Raw genomic sequence first — 17905 nt, 5'->3', positions numbered from 1 at the left:
GGAGGAACAAAAAATGAAAAAAATAGTAACAGTGATTATTGGGATGGGCTTAGTAATTGGTGCAGGTGTTGGAGTTAATGCAATGAAGAATAATGGTGATGATAATTCAGTAGTGGTAACAAACAAAGTTGAGCAAACGTCAACAGCAACACCAAAGAAAGATGAAGCAACTAAAACCATTGATGTGGAAAAAGCAAAAGAAATTGCACTTCAATATGTAGATGGAGAAATTGAAGAGGTTGAGAGAAAATCCAAAGACGGCCGTACCATTTATAAAATTGAAGTTGACACTCGTGATGATGATGATTTTGATGTATATGTTGATGGCCAGACAGGTGAAGTACTAAACAAAAAGAAATCAGAGTTAGTTAAGGTTACACGTGAAGAAGCCAAAAAGATTGCTTTAAAGGAAGTTCCAGGAAAAATTGAAGAGATTGAATTAGATGAAGAAGACGGATTCTATAAGTATGAAGTTGAAATTGAAGCAGACAATGGAAAAGAAGTAGAATTAAAGATATCTGCTCAAACTGGTGAAATCTTAAAAATGGAATGGGATAACTAAAAAATCATTCAGAAGCTTAGGAGGCGTACCTTCTAAGTTTCTTTTTTTAGTTCGCACTAACACTTCCTGGAAATTGTGTTAAAATAATTTTAACATTCACATATTTCAATGGAATTGAGGCGTTATTCATGAATCCTTTCGATTTTCACTTACCTACTAGTATCAAAATTGGGGTTGGTCATTTTAATAAAACAGCTGAATATCTTGCTGAACAAAAAGTAGGAAAAAGAGTATTTATTGTGACAGACCCAGGAATAGAACAAATTGGATTACTTGATAAGCTCGAAAATAGTCTTCAAGGTCACGGCTTTACAACCTATCGATTCACTAAGGTTCAACCGAACCCAAGAGATTATGATTGTGTTACAGGTGGAAAAGAAGCTAACGATTTTCATGCAGATTGTATCATTGCATTAGGTGGCGGCTCTGTAATTGACGCTGCAAAAGCAATTGCTATCTTACAAGTGCTAGGTGGCACCCCACAGGACTATGCAGGGAGAAATCAGGTACCACAAGCAGTGACCCCACTTATTGCCATTCCAACAACAGCAGGTACAGGTGCTGAGGTTACTCGTTCATCAGTCATTACTGACTCTACTAAGAAAATCAAACTTACAATAAAAGATGTGAAAATCGCTCCATTGTTAGCCATTATTGATCCTGAACTTACATATAACCTTCCTGCCCCACTTACTGCATCAACTGGCATGGATGCATTAGTACATGCAATTGAGGCTTATACATGTAAGCTTTCTAATCCGATTGCAGACGGTCTGGCTATACAAGCAATGAAATTCATCTATCCGAATTTACGAACAGCCTTTAATGACGGCCAACATAGTAAAGCACGTGAACAATTAATGATAGGGTCAACCATTGCTGGTATGGCTTTTTCTCATGCTGATGTTGCATCGGTGCACTGTATGGCCGAAGCCATTGGTGGATTATACGACACTCCACATGGTATAGCTAATAGCATGTTTTTACCATATGTCTTAGAGTTCAATGCACAAGCTGATCCGTTAAAGCATGCAACAATAGCAAGAACAATTGGCATTGCTACTGAATCACAATCAAATGAGGAAGCCACAGCGGCATTAGTAGCAGAAATGAAGAAACTGGCAACTGATCTTGAAATCCCAAGCTTCTCATCACTTCCAAATGTGAATCCAGGTGATTTTGATTATTTAGCAGATTCATCCTTCCATAATGGATCCACTCCAAGTAATGCTAGAACTATTACTAAAAATGATTACTTGAACCTATTTCAAAGTGCGTGGGAAGTCTCCGTGCTAAAAAATGATTAAAAACGGTTTTAGATTAAATAAAATCAAATCAATAGTTTAGCAGCCTGAATACGGGGAGTGTATTCAGGCTGCGCCTGCTTACACAATCTAACAGTTGAGCCCACACGGATCACTTCGCCTAATCATAGGATAAAGGAAAAAGTGAAAGGTGTGAAAATAAATGACGTTTGGAAAGTATACCTTAATTTCTATTGCCACTTTCTTAATAATTATTTCCGGTTTCACTGTTTTCCTCTTAAATAGCGATAAAACAACAGCTTCTGAATCTACTCAAAACGAATCAACTAACTCATCAGCAAATACGAAGATCACTATCAATAACAATATAGTGAATAACATTAGCGGAGACGCTGAAGTAACAGTTAATAGTAATATCACGAATGATTTAAAAGGTGATGCTACTAGTGAAGTAACAAATAATGTTGAAAACAATGTAGAAGGAAATGGCACAGCTCATTTCACAAATTCAATTGAAAATTTAATGTCTGGATATACAGTTGGATCACTTGAAAATCTCATTGAAAATAATATGAATGGCAATGGTGATCACACATTGGACAACAGCATTAATAACGCACTAGATGAAAATGTAAATGTTGATGTTTCAAATGGTGTAAATAATTCAGTCGATAATCAAGCGGGAAACGATAATGGCAACAACGAAGATAATGAAGGTGAGAATGGCAATGGTAATGAAGAAGGTAATGGTGACAATGAAGAAGCAACTCCCCCTGAAGCCAGTGGAGACACTGTTTGGGGGATAGATTCTGCAAGTGAAACAACTGATGAATTCTTTGCTTGTGTCCGCGAAAACTTTGGAGATCCAGTGATTGTTGGACGATACCTTGAAACAAAGGAAGGTGTTTCTGAGGGATTAACTGATGATCAAATTGAATTAATTCATGCAGAGAATGCTAGTATTCTCTTAATCTATAACCACTTTGAGGACGCCACTGGATATGATAATGGAGTAGCTCAGGCTGAACAAGCCATTAGCTTTGCAAAAGAAATCGGAGCTCCTGAAGGAGTGGCTATATTTGCCGATATTGAACCAAACTATCCAGTAGATGCTGATTTCATTAGAGGTTGGTATGATACAATGTCAGATTCAGAATATGAATCTGGAATCTATGGAGTTTTTGATGAAGACCAGGATCTATATCAGGCATATAATGCTGCAGTTGAGGAAGACAAGAGTATTTTAGAGAATAATTATATTTGGACAGCTGCTCCTAATGAAGGGATTACAACAGAAGAAAACGCTCCAGAGTATAATCCTACAGCACCTGAAGGGTCATTAGCTTGGGGTTGGCAGTATGGAATAGATTCAGAGCAATGTAATATTGACACTAACCTATTTGAAAACAATCTAATCGATGTACTATGGTCACCTAAATAATAACACAACCTTACATCCTCTATGACAAATGTCTAGGGGATTTTTTGCTATGACTACCGTTTTTAAACAGTCCGCAGTCTGAATACACTCCGCGTCCTGTGGGGTGTCTGGTGAGCCTCCTCGTCACTTACGCTCCTGTGGGGTCTCACTCTGGCCACGCATCCCACGGGAGTCTCCGTGCATTCAGCCTGCTCCCTACTTCTAATGTTTTTACATATTTACACATATCTTTAGGACAAGTTTCATACATGTTATATATATCATTTTTATTATCGGAGGGATTTTATGAAGTTACTTCCCGTATCTATTATTCTTGCAGCAGCTGTGATTGGTATAACCTATACACTTACACTCAGCCCTTCAAAAACAGATCAGAGTCAGGAGAATCAGATTGGCAATCATATTCATACTGAAACTGAAACTGAACACAATTATGTCTCCTTTCAATCGTTAGAGAATAAAGAACTCACGCCTGACGATCAAGAAACATACGAAGCATTGAAAAAAAATATTAAATTATCATATCAAGTAAGCACCGAGCTAGACTTTCTTTTAAAAGAACTTCAAACAACAGATGAATTAGAAGGTGCCTTGGAAGCAATGGAGATTGCTTATAAAGAAAACTCAACCCTATTACAGGATATTCACCTTAGATTCGACCCACATGACCATGTTCTATTAGAGCTTAAAGAAAGTTATACATCGATTATCACTCAATATATCGAAGGACTTAGATTTCAGTTAAATGCGATTGAACATGGAAATACTGAAAAAATGAATAATGGACAGGAATTATTAGATAAATCAAAGAAAGAACTAACTAACCTATCTACCGCATTAAAAACAACTTAAAATAAACAGTCACCCACTCCTTTCTACTGAATAAGATGACTTAGAGAATAGGTTATCTCAGATCAAGAGAAAGGTAGGTCCTCAAATGTTTTATCACGTTAAAGAATTGCAATATAAAGCAAAACCAGATCGTCCAGATCCAATTTTCGCAAGACAATTACAAGAGGTTTTAGGTGGTCAATTTGGAGAAATTTCTGTTGCACTTCAGTATCTTTTCCAAGGCTGGAACACTCGTGGAGATGGAAAATATAAAGACTTATTAATGGACACGGGAGCTGAAGAGTTAGCTCACATCGAAATGCTTGCAACCATGATTGCACGTCTTTTGGATGGTGCCCCTGTTGGAGATTTAGAGAAAGCTGCAAAGGATCCTGTAATTGGTGCCATTTTAGGAGGAATGAATCCTCAGCATGCGATTGTGTCTGGCCTAGGTGCCATGCCAGCTGATAGTGTAGGTAATAGATGGACAGCTGATTATATTATCGCCAGTGGAAATCTTCTAGCAGATTTCCGTGCTAATTTAACAGCAGAATCTCAAGGTAGACTTCAGGTTACACGGTTATATGAAGCAACAAGTGACCGCGGAGTTAAAGATATGCTTTCTTGGCTAATCGCAAGAGATACTATGCATCAAAATCAATGGCTTGCTGCGATCTATGAATTAGAATGTAAAGAAAATGTCGTCGTACCTAGTTCGTTCCCTCGTGAACTAGAAAAACGCGAAGTGTCTCATGTCCTATTTAATTATTCTAGAGGTAATGAAAGTGCCGCAGGACGTTGGGCAAGTGGACCAAGTATTGATGGCGAAGGTGTATTCCAATATGTAGAAAACCCTCAACCATTTGCGAAAAAACCTGTATTGAAGCCTGCTCCTCCTTATATACACAATACATTACCTGCCGTATTACGAGATCAGGAAATACCACCAAGCTTAAAATAAGCTTCACATTGCAAGTGGTCGTTAATCAGGTGACCACTTGTAATGATCATCCAATATTATCTTTACATATTTATTCTTGTTCTACCCATACTACAAAATGTATTCTTAGAAAATGGAGATGATCCTAATGGGTAGAGTAAAACTTGGAAACCCAAATGCACAACGAAATAACAATGTAAAAAAGGGTAACCGAACTAGTGAAGAACTGGTTGAGTTTGCTTCTTACACAGATGTAAAGGCAGAAAAACAAAACAAAAATAAATAAGTGTTAACAAATTTAATGTCAGGGCAACCTAGCCTTGGCATTTTTTAATACAAAAAAGCTCTAACTTTATCACTCCGTTAGAGCTTCTCATCCTACATTTCCTCTAATTCTGTGACTGCTACTGAGCTTTTTTCATGCTCGTTGCCTCTCATATGTACGGTGCAAAGATTCCCTTGCTCATCACAGCTATCAATCCAGACTGACTGTCCATGATAATGAACCGTAATATCATCTGGTGAGGATATGATTTGTTTCGCACGTCTAATATCCATTCTTTCCCCTCCTCCTTTTTAATTTTCAACACCACCCTAGTTTCTTAACTTCTGTCCCTTTTTATGCAACACTTTTTCGCTAATTGTACACACTAGTTGATAGGAAGAAACAAGTGTGGAGGGAAAAGGATGAAACTATCAGCTGAAGAAAAGAAAACATTAAGCACTTCCATTGATAAACTGAATGAAGGTTTAGATGAAGTGATTGCGTTGTACAACGAAGCTGAAGACGACAGACCAGTTATCCAATTTGACGCTGAGGTGATGGAAGCAATTGAACAAGCAAAAGAAACCTTTGGGGAAGAAGAAATAACCAGACGAATCAATACAATCATTAAAGAGGTCTTCTCCTTCCTTCCAAAACAAGAAAAGGAATAATCCAAAATGAAAACAACCAGTATGATCGCAGGCTTCTTAAGGTGGCCCATTATTCCTAGAATCTTATCTTTGGTCATGATCGTCACCTTTGTATTTGGATTCACCATCCACCTACTCGAACCAGATAACTTTCCAACGATTTTTGATGGTATTTGGTGGGCGATTGTAACAACATCAACAATTGGGTTTGGTGATTATGTCCCAACAAGTATCATAGGTCGTTCTGTAGCAATCTTGTTAATCCTTATTGGTACTGGCTTTGTGACAACCTATTTTGTTACATTATCAACAGCGGCTGTAACAAATCAGAATGCTTTCCTAGAAGGAAAAACCCCTTATCAAGGAAATAATCATGTAATCATTATCGGTTGGAATGCGCGAGTGAAGGAAGTCATTCACCAATTAAAAATAATTAATCCCCTAATGGATATCATTCTGATTGACGAAACGCTCGAAAAAAATCCATCTCCCTCTAATCATTTTCATTTTATTAGAGGCAATCCTAAGTCTGACGAGATATTAACAAAAGCTAGGGCCAATGAAGCGTCAACGATTTTAATAACATCCGATCAAAGCATGGATGAAGATCAAGCCGATATGTGTTCAGTGCTTACCTTATTAGCAGTAAAAGGCATTAATCCAACTATTTATAGCATTATCGAAATCCTTACATTTGATCAAGTGAAGAATGCTGAAAGAGCAGGGGCTGATGAAATCATCCAAACGAATAAGCTATCTAGTTATGTGATGATCAATAGTCTTGTTTCACATGGCATGTCTGACGCCTTGTTAAATATGCTGGATCAATTAAAAGGAACGAAACTAAAATACCTTGAAATTACCTTCGATTTAGTTGGGATGACATTCAGAGAATGTAGTCATCATTTACTTCGTGAGAAAAAATTACTTATTGGAATTAAACGAGGAACGAACACGATGGTTAATCCCGATCCATCAGTAATCATCGAAAAACAGGATGAATTATTAGTGATAAAAGATTAAAAAGATGAGGCTAGTATTGGCCTCATCTTTTTATATTTAATCTATTAAGACAGATTCAAGCTCTCTTACGAGGGCCTTTCCTAAATCACGATGCTTTTCAGGAAAACTTGCATCTGCATCCACTGGAGCCTGAAATTGGTTTGTTGTTGCAGTTAACACATCTATTTCTACCTCTTTATCAATCCCATCTTGATACTTATGTGATAATAAAAATGGTCTTCCTAACTGCACTGTTACCCCATGGGAATCTAATTGACCATCAATCGCTTCAAAGGGAATGCGTAAAAATTGGTATCCTTCCTCTTCATCAATCTTATAATCAAAATAGCCATGATCATAATCCCAGTTGCCACCAATCGAATAACCTAATGGTTTTAATTGCTGTTCTAACTGGTATAGCTGTGTTGTTACTCCTTCAATTTTTGAAGGTAATGGAATCATCTGAATAACCCCCTACTGTAATCTAACCTTAGGTTATCCAATTATTAATTTTTAATGATTTATAAGAGCTGTTTTATTGCAATTTAAAACAGTAGCCTGAATAAAAAAACGGACCTTATCAAGTGACAAGATCCGTTTCATTCATTATTTTAAACGCTTTTCAAGTTCCGCTTTCTTCTCTTCAAATCCAGGCTTTCCAAGAAGGGCAAACATGTTTACTTTGTATGCTTCTACTCCTGGTTGGTCAAATGGATTTACACCTAATAAGTATCCGCTCATTGCACAAGCCTTCTCAAAGAAATACACTAAGTAACCAAATGTGTATTCATCTAATTCCGGTAGATTCACAATTAGGTTTGGTACTCCACCGTCTGTATGTGCAAGCATAGTTCCTTCGAATGCCTTTTTATTAACGAAATCTACTGATTGACCCGCTAAATAGTTTAATCCATCAAGATCATTTTCTTCCGCTTCAATCGTCAATTCATGACGTGATTTCTCCACATTAAGTACTGTTTCAAAGATATCACGACGACCTTCTTGTACATACTGGCCTAGAGAATGTAGGTCAGTTGAGAAGTTAGCTGATGATGGGAAGATCCCCTTCTGATCTTTTCCTTCACTTTCGCCAAATAACTGCTTCCACCATTCAGCAAAGTATTGAAGACCTGGCTCATAGTTAATCAACATTTCAATTGTTTTCCCTTTATTGTACAGAAGATTACGAACAGCAGCATATTGGTAAGCTGCATTTTCTTCAAGCTCTGACTTAGAGAAATCGTTGCTTGCAGCTTGAGCACCTTCCATCATTGCTGCAATATCAGCACCACTTACTGCAATTGGTAAAAGTCCTACTGCTGTTAGAACTGAGTAACGGCCACCAACATCATCAGGAATAACAAAGGTTTCATAGCCTTCCTCAGTTGCAAGTGTCTTTAATGCACCACGTGCTTTATCAGTTGTAGCAAAGATACGTCCTTTTGCTTCTTCCTTACCATATTTTTCTTCTAACAATTTGCGGAAAATACGGAAAGCAAGTGCCGGCTCAGTCGTTGTACCAGACTTAGAAATAACGTTGATAGAGAAATCTTTTCCTTCTAGAAGGTCCATTAAATCCTTCATATATGTAGAGCTAATGTTATTACCCACAAAGATTACCTGTGGTGTTTTGCGCTGCTCTTTTGAAATTGAGTTATAGAAAGAGTGATTCAAGAATTCTATTGCTGCTCTAGCACCTAAATAAGATCCACCAATTCCAACAACTAGTAGCACATCAGAATCATTTTTAATCTTTTCAGCACTCTTAACGATTCGGCTAAATTCTTCTTTGTCATATTCTGTAGGAAGGTTAATCCAACCTAAGAAATCATTACCTGCACCTGTTCCTTCATGAAGAGAATGGTGGGCAACCTTTACTGCATCACGTAGGTATGTAATTTCATGCTCACCAAAGAAAGTAAGTGCTTTTGTATAGTCAAAAGTTACATGTGTCATGTATTTTGAGCCTCCAACCTAAAAAAATTATATTTCCATCTATCACTTTATCGAATCACGACATTTAAATCAAGGACAGCCCCTCTTTGTAAGCGTAACCAGTTTTAAAATTTTCATGAATCTTTTTTTCATTTAGGCTGTTTTCTCAAAGTTTGTTGTTTTTTGAGGGTGAATTAATTGAGAATAGATTTCTAGCAGACTGAATACACGGGGGACTCCCGTGGGACTAGTTGGCTCCCACATGACGCGGAGTGTATTCAGGCTGCGGTATCAAAAGCAACAATATATACGAAAACAGCCTTCATTTAAATAAGAAGCTACCCTAATGAATAGGGTAACTTCTAAAATCCTTATAATGCTGCAGTTAATATTTCTTTAACATCGTCTTTATTCAATTTATTAAATGTACCAAATTCTCCAAATACCACGGTCTTTTCAGCCATGACATCGATTTGATCATCACCAATTTCATAGTCAGCAAGTCTTGATGGGGCACCGATGCTATTCCAGAATTCACGAAGCTTATCAATCCCTTCTAGGGCCACTTCTTGATCTGTTTTACCAGTTGTATCTACATCAAACACACGCTCAGCTAATTGCTTAAATCGTGCAACATTTACATTTAAATTGTACTTCATCCAATGTGGGAAGATAATCGCAAGACCCCCACCATGAGGAATATCATAGACAGCAGACACAGCATGCTCAATATTATGAGTAGCCCAGTCGCCTCTATATCCCATGTTAACCATCCCGTTTAATGCCATTGTACCACAATAAAGAATCGTTTCACGAAGTTCATAATTCTCTAAGTCGTTCACTAATTTTGGTCCTGCTTCCATCACTGTTTTCAGAATGGATTCACACCAACGATCTTGTAACGGTGTATTGTTGACATGATGGAAATAGTGCTCAAATACATGTGACATCATATCTACAATTCCATAGATGGTTTGATCTTTTGGAACGCTATAAGTATGTACAGGATCTAAGATTGAGAATCTTGGGAATGTTGCAGGGCTTCCCCATCCATATTTTTCATTCGTTTCCCAGTTTGTAATAACTGAGCCTGAGTTCATTTCTGAACCAGTTGCTGCTAGTGTTAAGACAGTTCCAAACGGAAGAGCTTCTTTGGCTACTGCTTTACGAGACATGAAGTCCCATACATCACCATCATATTTTGCACCTGCTGCAATCGCTTTTGTACAGTCAATGACACTTCCTCCACCAACTGCTAAAAGAACATCTATTCCTTCTTGCTTACAAATTTCAATTCCTTTTCTTACAGTTGAAACACGAGGATTAGGTTCCACACCTGAAAGTTCAAAAGCCTGAGCGTCAATTTCTTTTAAAAGTGATAGGACATTATCATAAATGCCATTTCTCTTAATGCTTCCACCACCATATACGATTAGAACCTTCTTACCATATTGAGGTAGTTCTGTTTTTAACTGCTCTAATTGCCCTTTACCAAAAATTAATTTTGTTGGATTATAAAATGTAAAATTATCCATTTTTATCCCTCCTCTTAACTTGATTATGCGCGTTCAAAAAATGTTTGTAAAGTAATTCACTTAGACATGTGCAACATGTATATTTTTCATAATTTTACTAATTCTATACGTCTAAGTATTTTTTACCGGGGGATGTTTATGAGTACAATTCAACATATAGCACTTGTCCTTACTATATTTGGTGCAATTTTTTTGGGCATTTACGGTTTCTTCCAATTTGATTTAGTGGCAGAAATTTTTGGTGGAAAAGCCTCGAATTTTTCAAGGATCTTTTATGGTTTAGTTGGTATTGCTGGCGTAATTAATCTTGGACTATTATTTAAACCTTCATTAGATGAAGCTAGGAGCACGAAGTAGCTTCTAGTACAGAAAAAAGAGGCAAGGGATTCCCTTGGCCTCTTTAGTGATTTATTTTTTAATTAAATCTTCACGATCTGATTGTTCAATCCACTCTTCAAGCTTTTCTTTAAGAGTATTGAAACCTTGTGGAGTTTCAGTTTCAACCTTAACTGGTGCTTGACGTTGCTTTCTTGGTCTTGCTTGTTTAGGCTCTTCTGTTTTTTCAGGAGCTTCTTGAGTAGCACGAATTGAAAGACCGATCTTACCAGCTGCTTCATCAATTGATAAAACTTTCACGCTAACCTCATCACCAAGCTTAAGATGCTCGTTAACATCTTTCACATAACCATGAGTAATTTCTGAAATATGAACTAACCCTTGAGTTGATTCGTCTAATGCAACGAATGCTCCATAAGGTTGAATACCTGTTACTTTTCCTTGAACTACACTTCCAACTTCGAATTTTTCTGACATGTAAACACTCCTAAATCTTATTTATATACATACTTTTATACGCAATTTTAAATTATATCATAGATTAATGATATAATCAAAAATTAAAACACGCTAACATTCTTATGCTTTACTTTTTTTATTCTAATTATGATGTATAAATCTTGAAATAGGAGGTTATCCTATTATAAATACTTTCTAGTATTCCCCCCCTTTTTGAAAGGCTGTTCCCACAATGTGAGAACAGCCTCTTTTTGTATGATTACATTCTCTTTTCCATGAATCGTCCCATTCTTTTTACTGCTTCTTGTAATTGCTCAACTGACGAGGCATATGAACATCTGACAAAGCCCTCACCACTTTCACCAAATACATTCCCTGGGACAACTGCTACCTTCTCTTCTAGCAGAAGCTTTTCAGCGAATTCTTCTGAAGTCATCCCCGTTTTTTCAATGGAAGGAAAAGCATAGAATGCACCACCTGGAGTATAACAGGTTAATCCAATTTCGGTTAACGAGTTCACAAAGAAGTTTCGTCGCTGACGATAGCTTTTCTTCATTTCTTCGACATCCTGCATTCCACTTTGAAGTGCTTCTATCGCTGCATGCTGGGCCATTGTCGGAGCACACATCATGGTGTACTGATGAATTTTCAACATCGCTTGCAATAGGTCAGCTGGTGCACAAACAAAACCAAGTCTCCAACCAGTCATCGCAAATCCTTTTGAAAAACCTGAGATTAGAATTGTTTGTTCAAACATTCCTTCAATGCTAGAAAAGCTTGTATATGCCTGGTCATATGCTAATTCTGCATAGATTTCATCAGAGATGACTAGCAGATTATGTTTCTGAACGATTTTACTTATGTCGATAAGCTCATCCTTTGACAGCACACTACCTGTTGGATTATTCGGCGAACAAATAAGAATGGCTTTTGTCTTATTTGTAATGGCTTCTTCAAGCTGAACTGGCTTTAATTTAAATTCATCCTGACTATTTGTATGAATAGGTACAGGAACACCACCTGCTAACGTTACGATTGGTGCATATGACACAAATGTTGGTTCTACAATGATGATCTCATCGCCTGGATCAATAATCGCTCTTAACGCTAAATCAAGTGCCTGGCTTGCTCCAACCGTTACTAATATCTCTTTGTCAGGATTGTAATCAACTGAAAATGATCGATTTAAATAACTCGATATTTCTCTTCTTAATTCGATCAAACCCGCGTTTGCAGTATAAGAAGTAAAACCTTGCTCTAACGAAAGAATACAAGCTTCTCGGATTGCCCAGGAGGTAACAAAGTCTGGCTCTCCTACTCCTAACGATATAACACCCTCCATATTTGCCGCTAAATCAAAAAATCTCCGAATCCCTGAAGGCTTAAGCTCGGAAACTGTCTTTGCTAAGTAATGTGATTGCTTCGTGGTCATGGAGACACCACGATACGTTTATCTTCTTCACCATGATCAAAGATTGTTCCATCATGTTTATACTTCTTCAGTACAAAATGAGTCGTCGTTGATAATACAGAATCTAATGTCGATAATTTATCTGACACAAAATTCCCAACCTCAGACATTGATTTCCCTTCAATCACTACTGATAGGTCATATGCTCCTGACATCAAATAAACCGACTTTACTTCAGGGTAACGATAGATACGCTCAGCAATGGCATCAAATCCTACTCCTCTTTTCGGAGTAACCTTCACATCAATCATTGCTGTCACACCTTCGTGTCCATCAACCTTTCTCCAATTCACGATTGTATTATATTCAACAATAATCTTTAATTCCTCAAACTTACGAACGATTGCCTCTACTTCCTCTTTACTTTTGTTAACCATTTTGGCAATCGTATCAATTGATAATCGACTGTCTTTCTCAATCAGTTCTAATATTTCTACTTCTGTCTCATTAAATGTCATGTTGCTCCTCCAATTCTCAAAAAAACAGGAATTTTCCCATAATTATAACAAAAAAATGGATTCTCCGAGTTGATTTTCTATATTTTTTTATTCAATTAACCAATGGCTTTTACATGAATATCTTTCCACTAATGGGTAAAATAAACCTAGAATATTAAAAAATGGAGTCGATCTCGTGATACAGACAAATAAGTTCGAGCATACAATCACCATTTCTGGAATGACTATTCATTATGAGTTATATAACAATGATGATAGTGATAAGCCTACCCTTTTACTAATTCATGGTTTCTTGTCTTCAACATTTAGCTTTCGTCGTTTAATCCCCTTATTAGCTCGAGATTACACGGTCATTGCTATTGATTTCCCTCCGTTTGGAAAAAGCGGAAAGTCAAAAAACTTTACATATTCTTACGAGAATATTGCAAAAACGATCCTATTATTTATAGAAACGCTGGCTCTTACTAATCTCATTGTTATCGGACATTCAATGGGTGGTCAACTTGGGTTACAAATGGCGAAGCAGCAGCCTGAAATGGTTGAGAAATTAATTTTATTATGTAGCTCTTCCTATTTAAAGCCAACAAAAAAGTCGCTTCGCTATGCTTCATACATCCCCTTATTTCATCATTATGTAAAGTTTTGGTTAGCCAAAAAAGGTGTGATAAATAACCTATTAAATGTAGTGTATGATCAATCGATGATAGATGAGGAGATGATAGAAGGTTACAGACTGCCATTTGAGAACCAGGAGATTTTTATTGGAATGACAAAATTAATCCAAGACCGAGAAGGAGAATTAAGTTCAGAAGACTTACAAGGGATTACAACACCTTGCTTGCTAATTTGGGGTGAACATGATCGGGTTGTACCATTACATATCGGAAAAAAACTTCATCAAGATTTGCCCAATTCCTCCCTTATTGTATTTAGAGACACGGGTCATCTCGTACCTGAAGAGAAACCTGAGGATGTCGTTAAACATGTTAAACAATTTATTACCGTTAGTTCTAGAAAAGGAACATACCAACTCCTGCAGGACTAGCTGCCATGGAGAAATCCTACTTGAGGAAAGAGTGGATAAACTCTTATCCTCAAATCTCACAAGTGGAGCTGTTTTTTATCAGTAATAATTCATTTGCCTTCTTCTCACAAGTTTTTAAAGGAATTACTTCCTCAAACGAGAATTCATATATAGCTTGAATTTTTCTAGCTAATTTCGAAACATCATTTAATACATGGACGGCTTGGAGAACATCCACTATTTCAGTTTCATATGAACCTGGTCCATAGCCAAGTGGATCCCAGTTATACAATTGTTCCATTAATCTAATATTCATGTTTTGCATTTCCACACATATCACCTAGCTACTCTATTTTTTGTGTTATTATCATACCATAATCTAAATTGGAGGGGTAAATTTGGAGGAATCTTTATTTGATCAAGTCATTGAAAGAAGAGGAACAAATTCTGCTAAATGGGATTTAACTGAGAAATTATTTGGAAGCTCGGATGTTTTACCTATGTGGGTTGCGGATATGGACTTTATGGCTCCCGAGAAAGTATTATCTGTAATCAGAGAACGATTAGATCATGGTATCTTCGGATACAACGTCTACCCATCAGAATTAGCCAATTCCATTCAAGCTTGGGTACATAAACGACATGGATGGGACATAAATGAGAGTTGGCTTTCTTACAGTCCAGGAGTTGTAACAGCATTAGCCATGGCCATTGGTGCATTTACAAATCCAGGCGATAAAATTATGACTCTTACACCCGTTTATCATCCTTTCTTTCATGTTGTCGAACGTAACGGCCGTCAGCTTATCACCATTCAAAACAAGCTCGTTAATGAGCAATATGAAATTGACTTTGAACAATTAGAACAGATACTAACTCCTGATATTAAGGCCTTTATTCTTTGTAATCCCCATAATCCAGGAGGAAAAGTATGGTCTAAAGCAGATTTACAAAGACTAGGTGAGCTATGCGTGAGAAATGGAATCCTTATCTTATCTGATGATATTCATTCCGATATTATCGTAGGGGATACTCCATATACTCCACTTGCGTCAATTTCTGAGGAAATCAAACAACAAACCCTCACCTTTATTGCACCAACAAAAACATTTAACTTGGCCGGTATCCAAGCATCAGCTGTTGTTATTCCAAATCGTCGTTTAAAGGTTAAATTTGATCACCATCAAGGGAATCAAGGATTAGCTGGTCTGAATACATTTGGAATGGTCGGAATGGAAGCAGCCTATCGATACGGAGAAGAGTGGTTTGATCAATTTATTGCTTATTTAAAAGGGAATATTAGTCGTTTGCAAGAGTTTATTCAAGAAGAACTCCCATCTATTCGAATGATCCAGCCTGATGCAACTTATTTAGTTTGGCTCGATTGTAGAAATTTAGGTTTAACTGATAAAGAGCTCGAACAGCTTCTATTAAAGAAAGGGAAAATCGGACTGGAGTCAGGTCCAAAGTATGGTCCAGGTGGTGAAGGATTTGTTCGTATCAATCTAGCCTGCCCAAGAGCTACTTTAGAAGAGGGACTAGTAAGACTTAAGACCGCGTTTGAGGGATTATAATTTCTAACTGAAACTAATCTGGCCTCGCAATTTATGCAAGGCCAGAATTTTATTACTCTTCATTCTTAAGCTGTTCTTCTAGTTGTTTTGCTTTTTCTTGTTCTTTTCTTGAGTGATGGATAAACCATCGCATTGTAAGAATCGTTGCAGCAAGAAAAATCATACAGGTAATTGCAGCAGGAAAATATTCTGATTTGTCTTCTGGAAAATACAAAAATAATGATAGTACGTCTATCATTTGCATAAAAATCAGCCCTTTACAGATCTTTTAGTTTCAGTATACCATGTCCAATATTTAATTAAAGTACTAAAAAGGAGAGTAAGTTATGACGATCGAAGAGTTACAGGTAGGAGATACTGTTACCGGAATTTATAAGACTGGAAAATACATAGGTGAGATTACCGCTATTCGCCCACAGCATTATCTTGTAAAAGTGAAGGCCGTTTTAAAGCATCCAATGCAGGGAGATTTACATCACCCAAAAGAAGCAGAGGTACCATTCTTTCACGAACGGAAGGCTTTAGCACATCATGAACAAACCAATATTCCAAAAGCGATGGTGAAAAAATATAATGGAGAAATTATACCATACGAGCAATCTTTGCGTGACGCGCTTACTACCTTAACCAATGAGCTTTCAACTCAACAAACGTTATGGGCTGAACGGTCTCTTGAGAACGTAAGAACATTAGAAAAGGAATATTTCAAATAAGAAAAAAAGGCTTTCCTCAGTCAATTTACTGAAATGGAAAGCCTTCCTTCGTTAAACGACTCTTTTTGCCCCGACATAATATTGAGACCAATAGGAATTGTCTAGGGAATAAACGGCAATCCCTTTTGAAGATGTGGCTGAGATAAATTGATTATTTCCAACGTAAAATCCTACATGAGAGATTTCTCCAGGTTTGTTCACTGCATAAAAGACCAAATCTCCAGGCTCAAGATTAGCTCTTGTGACAGAAGTCCCCATTTGATAGTAAGAACCTGATGTAACTCTTGGGATATCAATTCCATGTTTGGAGAACATGAACGATACAAAACCAGAGCAATCAAAGCCGGCTGGAGTTGTGCCTCCCCATACATATGGGACACCTAGATAATTATACGTATCAGATACGAGCTCTTGCTTTATTTGTTGGCTCGTTTTTGTCTGCTCAGGAGCAGTCGCTTGTTGTCCAGTCACCTTTAAGACTTGTCCAATACTTAGTGTATCGGATTGGAGATTGTTTAGCGATTTTAAATTAGACACAGACATATTATATCTTTTGGCGATTGCATAGAGTGAATCACCCGCTTGAACTTTATATGTTTGAGCTGTTTGCGGAGCCTCGGTTTGTGTTTGTAAACCTGGTATTTTAAGTGTCTGACCGATTGAAAGGCTATCAGAAGGTAATTGATTTAAGCTTTTCAACTCGGCAACTGTTGTATTGTATTTCGTAGCTATTCCCCATAAGGAATCACCTGATTTAACGGTATAAATTGATGTTGAAGTTGATGTTGGTTGTTGTGTTGATGGAGAGACACTTGCTTTCACTGTTAAGATTTGACCTGGTTTAATGACATCAGTTGATAGGTTGTTTAGAATTTTCATTTCATTTACTGTCATATTAAACTGACGTGATACTGAATATAACGTATCACCAGTCTTCACTGTATATGTAGAAGGAGCCTGCACAGGATTAGCTGCAGATACATTCAGTGATTGACCGATATAAATCATATCACTTGTCAAATTGTTGATTTGTTTTAATTCGGTCGGAGTAAGATTATGGGCTTTTGCTATACTCCATAATGTATCGCCAGTTTTCACTTGATATGTTTGTGTAGTTTCAACCACTGCTGGTTCATTCGATGCCGCTTCTGTGTATAGAGGTCCACTTGCAAAAGCCACCGTTGCTACAACAAATGTTCCGATCATAACTTTTACAGTTGTAGGGTTAAATGCAGGAAGCTTTTCAGAGATATATTGTTTAATGCTTTCATTCAAATGCAATTTCTTACCGTTATGGTTACCACCAAATTCAGAAGAGAATTCAGTTAAGCTTGGGTCTAGGTGTAAGATAATCGTTTGGTCATCTTGGATTCTGTGTCCAACAAACATAAAAATCCCTCCTTACCTGATAGAATCTCCTAGGTATGATTTTTTTATGAGAAGT

Annotated in this window: 22 protein-coding genes; 12 read left to right on the top strand and 10 right to left on the bottom strand. The window is 37.2% G+C overall.

Features of this window, described 5'->3' with window-relative positions; translation table 11 throughout:
- Positions 1-13: 13 nt before the first annotated feature.
- The 6 genes from F7888_RS16445 (at position 14) to F7888_RS16420 (ending at position 5325) form a co-directional block, all read left to right on the top strand.
- Positions 14-562 (top strand): PepSY domain-containing protein, encoded by a 549-nt coding sequence (locus F7888_RS16445; RefSeq protein ID WP_191781280.1) that lies wholly within the window; start codon positions 14-16, stop codon positions 560-562.
- A gap of 128 nt (positions 563-690) precedes the next feature.
- Positions 691-1869, top strand: a complete 1179-nt coding sequence (locus F7888_RS16440; protein WP_191781278.1) for an iron-containing alcohol dehydrogenase — start codon at positions 691-693, stop codon at positions 1867-1869.
- Between the two features lie 160 nt (positions 1870-2029).
- A complete protein-coding gene (locus F7888_RS16435) occupies positions 2030-3268 on the top strand; it encodes a glycoside hydrolase domain-containing protein (protein ID WP_191781276.1) in 1239 nt (412 codons plus the stop codon).
- A 285-nt stretch (positions 3269-3553) separates the two neighbouring features.
- Positions 3554-4120: a hypothetical protein gene (locus tag F7888_RS16430; protein WP_191781274.1), complete on the top strand. Its 567-nt coding sequence runs from the start codon at positions 3554-3556 to the stop codon at positions 4118-4120.
- A gap of 85 nt (positions 4121-4205) precedes the next feature.
- Positions 4206-5060 carry a manganese catalase gene (locus F7888_RS16425; RefSeq protein WP_191781272.1) on the top strand — a complete coding sequence of 285 codons (855 nt, stop codon included), beginning with the start codon at positions 4206-4208 and terminating at the stop codon, positions 5058-5060.
- A gap of 127 nt (positions 5061-5187) precedes the next feature.
- The gene (locus tag F7888_RS16420; protein ID WP_191781270.1) at positions 5188-5325 is read left to right on the top strand and encodes a hypothetical protein; all 138 of its coding nucleotides are present in this window, start codon (positions 5188-5190) and stop codon (positions 5323-5325) included.
- 92 nt (positions 5326-5417) lie between these two features.
- On the opposite strand, the gene F7888_RS16415 is transcribed toward F7888_RS16420, so the two are convergent.
- The gene (locus F7888_RS16415; RefSeq protein WP_191781268.1) at positions 5418-5597 is read right to left on the bottom strand and encodes an H-type small acid-soluble spore protein; all 180 of its coding nucleotides are present in this window, start codon (positions 5595-5597) and stop codon (positions 5418-5420) included.
- A 129-nt stretch (positions 5598-5726) separates the two neighbouring features.
- On the opposite strand from F7888_RS16415, the gene F7888_RS16410 reads away from it, so the two are divergent.
- Complete coding sequence (locus F7888_RS16410; protein WP_191781266.1) at positions 5727-5975, top strand: atypical membrane-integrating protein (Mistic protein); 249 nt, start codon at positions 5727-5729, stop codon at positions 5973-5975.
- A gap of 6 nt (positions 5976-5981) precedes the next feature.
- Positions 5982-6977 (top strand): potassium channel family protein, encoded by a 996-nt coding sequence (locus tag F7888_RS16405; protein WP_191781264.1) that lies wholly within the window; start codon positions 5982-5984, stop codon positions 6975-6977.
- A gap of 36 nt (positions 6978-7013) precedes the next feature.
- Here the strand turns inward: F7888_RS16405 and F7888_RS16400 are convergent, their stop codons facing one another.
- From F7888_RS16400 to F7888_RS16390, 3 genes are all read right to left on the bottom strand, one after another.
- A complete protein-coding gene (locus F7888_RS16400; RefSeq protein WP_191781262.1) occupies positions 7014-7418 on the bottom strand; it encodes a YugN-like family protein in 405 nt (134 codons plus the stop codon).
- A 144-nt stretch (positions 7419-7562) separates the two neighbouring features.
- Positions 7563-8912 carry a glucose-6-phosphate isomerase gene (locus F7888_RS16395; protein ID WP_191781260.1) on the bottom strand — a complete coding sequence of 450 codons (1350 nt, stop codon included), beginning with the start codon at positions 8910-8912 and terminating at the stop codon, positions 7563-7565.
- A gap of 350 nt (positions 8913-9262) precedes the next feature.
- Positions 9263-10426: an iron-containing alcohol dehydrogenase gene (locus F7888_RS16390; protein WP_191781258.1), complete on the bottom strand. Its 1164-nt coding sequence runs from the start codon at positions 10424-10426 to the stop codon at positions 9263-9265.
- A gap of 138 nt (positions 10427-10564) precedes the next feature.
- On the opposite strand from F7888_RS16390, the gene F7888_RS16385 reads away from it, so the two are divergent.
- Positions 10565-10783: a DUF378 domain-containing protein gene (locus F7888_RS16385; RefSeq protein ID WP_191781256.1), complete on the top strand. Its 219-nt coding sequence runs from the start codon at positions 10565-10567 to the stop codon at positions 10781-10783.
- A 51-nt stretch (positions 10784-10834) separates the two neighbouring features.
- Here F7888_RS16385 and yugI read toward each other — a convergent pair whose 3' ends face one another.
- The 3 genes from yugI to F7888_RS16370 form a co-directional block, all read right to left on the bottom strand.
- Positions 10835-11239 carry a S1 domain-containing post-transcriptional regulator GSP13 gene (yugI, locus tag F7888_RS16380; protein ID WP_191781254.1) on the bottom strand — a complete coding sequence of 135 codons (405 nt, stop codon included), beginning with the start codon at positions 11237-11239 and terminating at the stop codon, positions 10835-10837.
- 241 nt (positions 11240-11480) lie between these two features.
- On the bottom strand, positions 11481-12653 hold the full coding sequence (locus F7888_RS16375) for an aminotransferase (RefSeq protein ID WP_191781253.1): 1173 nt from the start codon (positions 12651-12653) through the stop codon (positions 11481-11483).
- Positions 12650-13150 carry an Lrp/AsnC family transcriptional regulator gene (locus F7888_RS16370; RefSeq protein ID WP_191781252.1) on the bottom strand — a complete coding sequence of 167 codons (501 nt, stop codon included), beginning with the start codon at positions 13148-13150 and terminating at the stop codon, positions 12650-12652. The genes F7888_RS16375 and F7888_RS16370 overlap by 4 nt, the downstream gene beginning before the upstream one ends.
- 220 nt (positions 13151-13370) lie before the next feature.
- On the opposite strand from F7888_RS16370, the gene F7888_RS16365 reads away from it, so the two are divergent.
- Entirely contained in the window at positions 13371-14195 is an 825-nt protein-coding gene (locus F7888_RS16365; protein ID WP_191781350.1) for an alpha/beta fold hydrolase, read from the top strand.
- Between the two features lie 49 nt (positions 14196-14244).
- Here the strand turns inward: F7888_RS16365 and F7888_RS16360 are convergent, their stop codons facing one another.
- Entirely contained in the window at positions 14245-14490 is a 246-nt protein-coding gene (locus F7888_RS16360) for a DUF1871 family protein (protein WP_191781348.1), read from the bottom strand.
- An 82-nt stretch (positions 14491-14572) separates the two neighbouring features.
- On the opposite strand from F7888_RS16360, the gene F7888_RS16355 reads away from it, so the two are divergent.
- A complete protein-coding gene (locus tag F7888_RS16355) occupies positions 14573-15748 on the top strand; it encodes a MalY/PatB family protein (RefSeq protein ID WP_191781251.1) in 1176 nt (391 codons plus the stop codon).
- 52 nt (positions 15749-15800) lie between these two features.
- On the opposite strand, the gene F7888_RS16350 is transcribed toward F7888_RS16355, so the two are convergent.
- Entirely contained in the window at positions 15801-15992 is a 192-nt protein-coding gene (locus F7888_RS16350) for a hypothetical protein (protein ID WP_191781250.1), read from the bottom strand.
- 82 nt (positions 15993-16074) lie between these two features.
- Between F7888_RS16350 and kapB the strand changes: the two genes are divergently transcribed.
- Positions 16075-16461 carry a kinase-associated lipoprotein KapB gene (gene kapB / locus F7888_RS16345; protein ID WP_191781249.1) on the top strand — a complete coding sequence of 129 codons (387 nt, stop codon included), beginning with the start codon at positions 16075-16077 and terminating at the stop codon, positions 16459-16461.
- Between the two features lie 51 nt (positions 16462-16512).
- On the opposite strand, the gene F7888_RS16340 is transcribed toward kapB, so the two are convergent.
- The gene (locus tag F7888_RS16340) at positions 16513-17850 is read right to left on the bottom strand and encodes a C40 family peptidase (protein WP_191781248.1); all 1338 of its coding nucleotides are present in this window, start codon (positions 17848-17850) and stop codon (positions 16513-16515) included.
- Positions 17851-17905: the final 55 nt, after the last annotated feature.

The sequence above is a fragment of the Litchfieldia stipae genome, assembly GCF_014837155.1.
GTDB lineage: Bacteria > Bacillota > Bacilli > Bacillales > Bacillaceae_L > Litchfieldia.
Note: the sequence above shows the minus strand (reverse complement) of the source record. Positions and strands in the feature narration are given on the sequence as shown.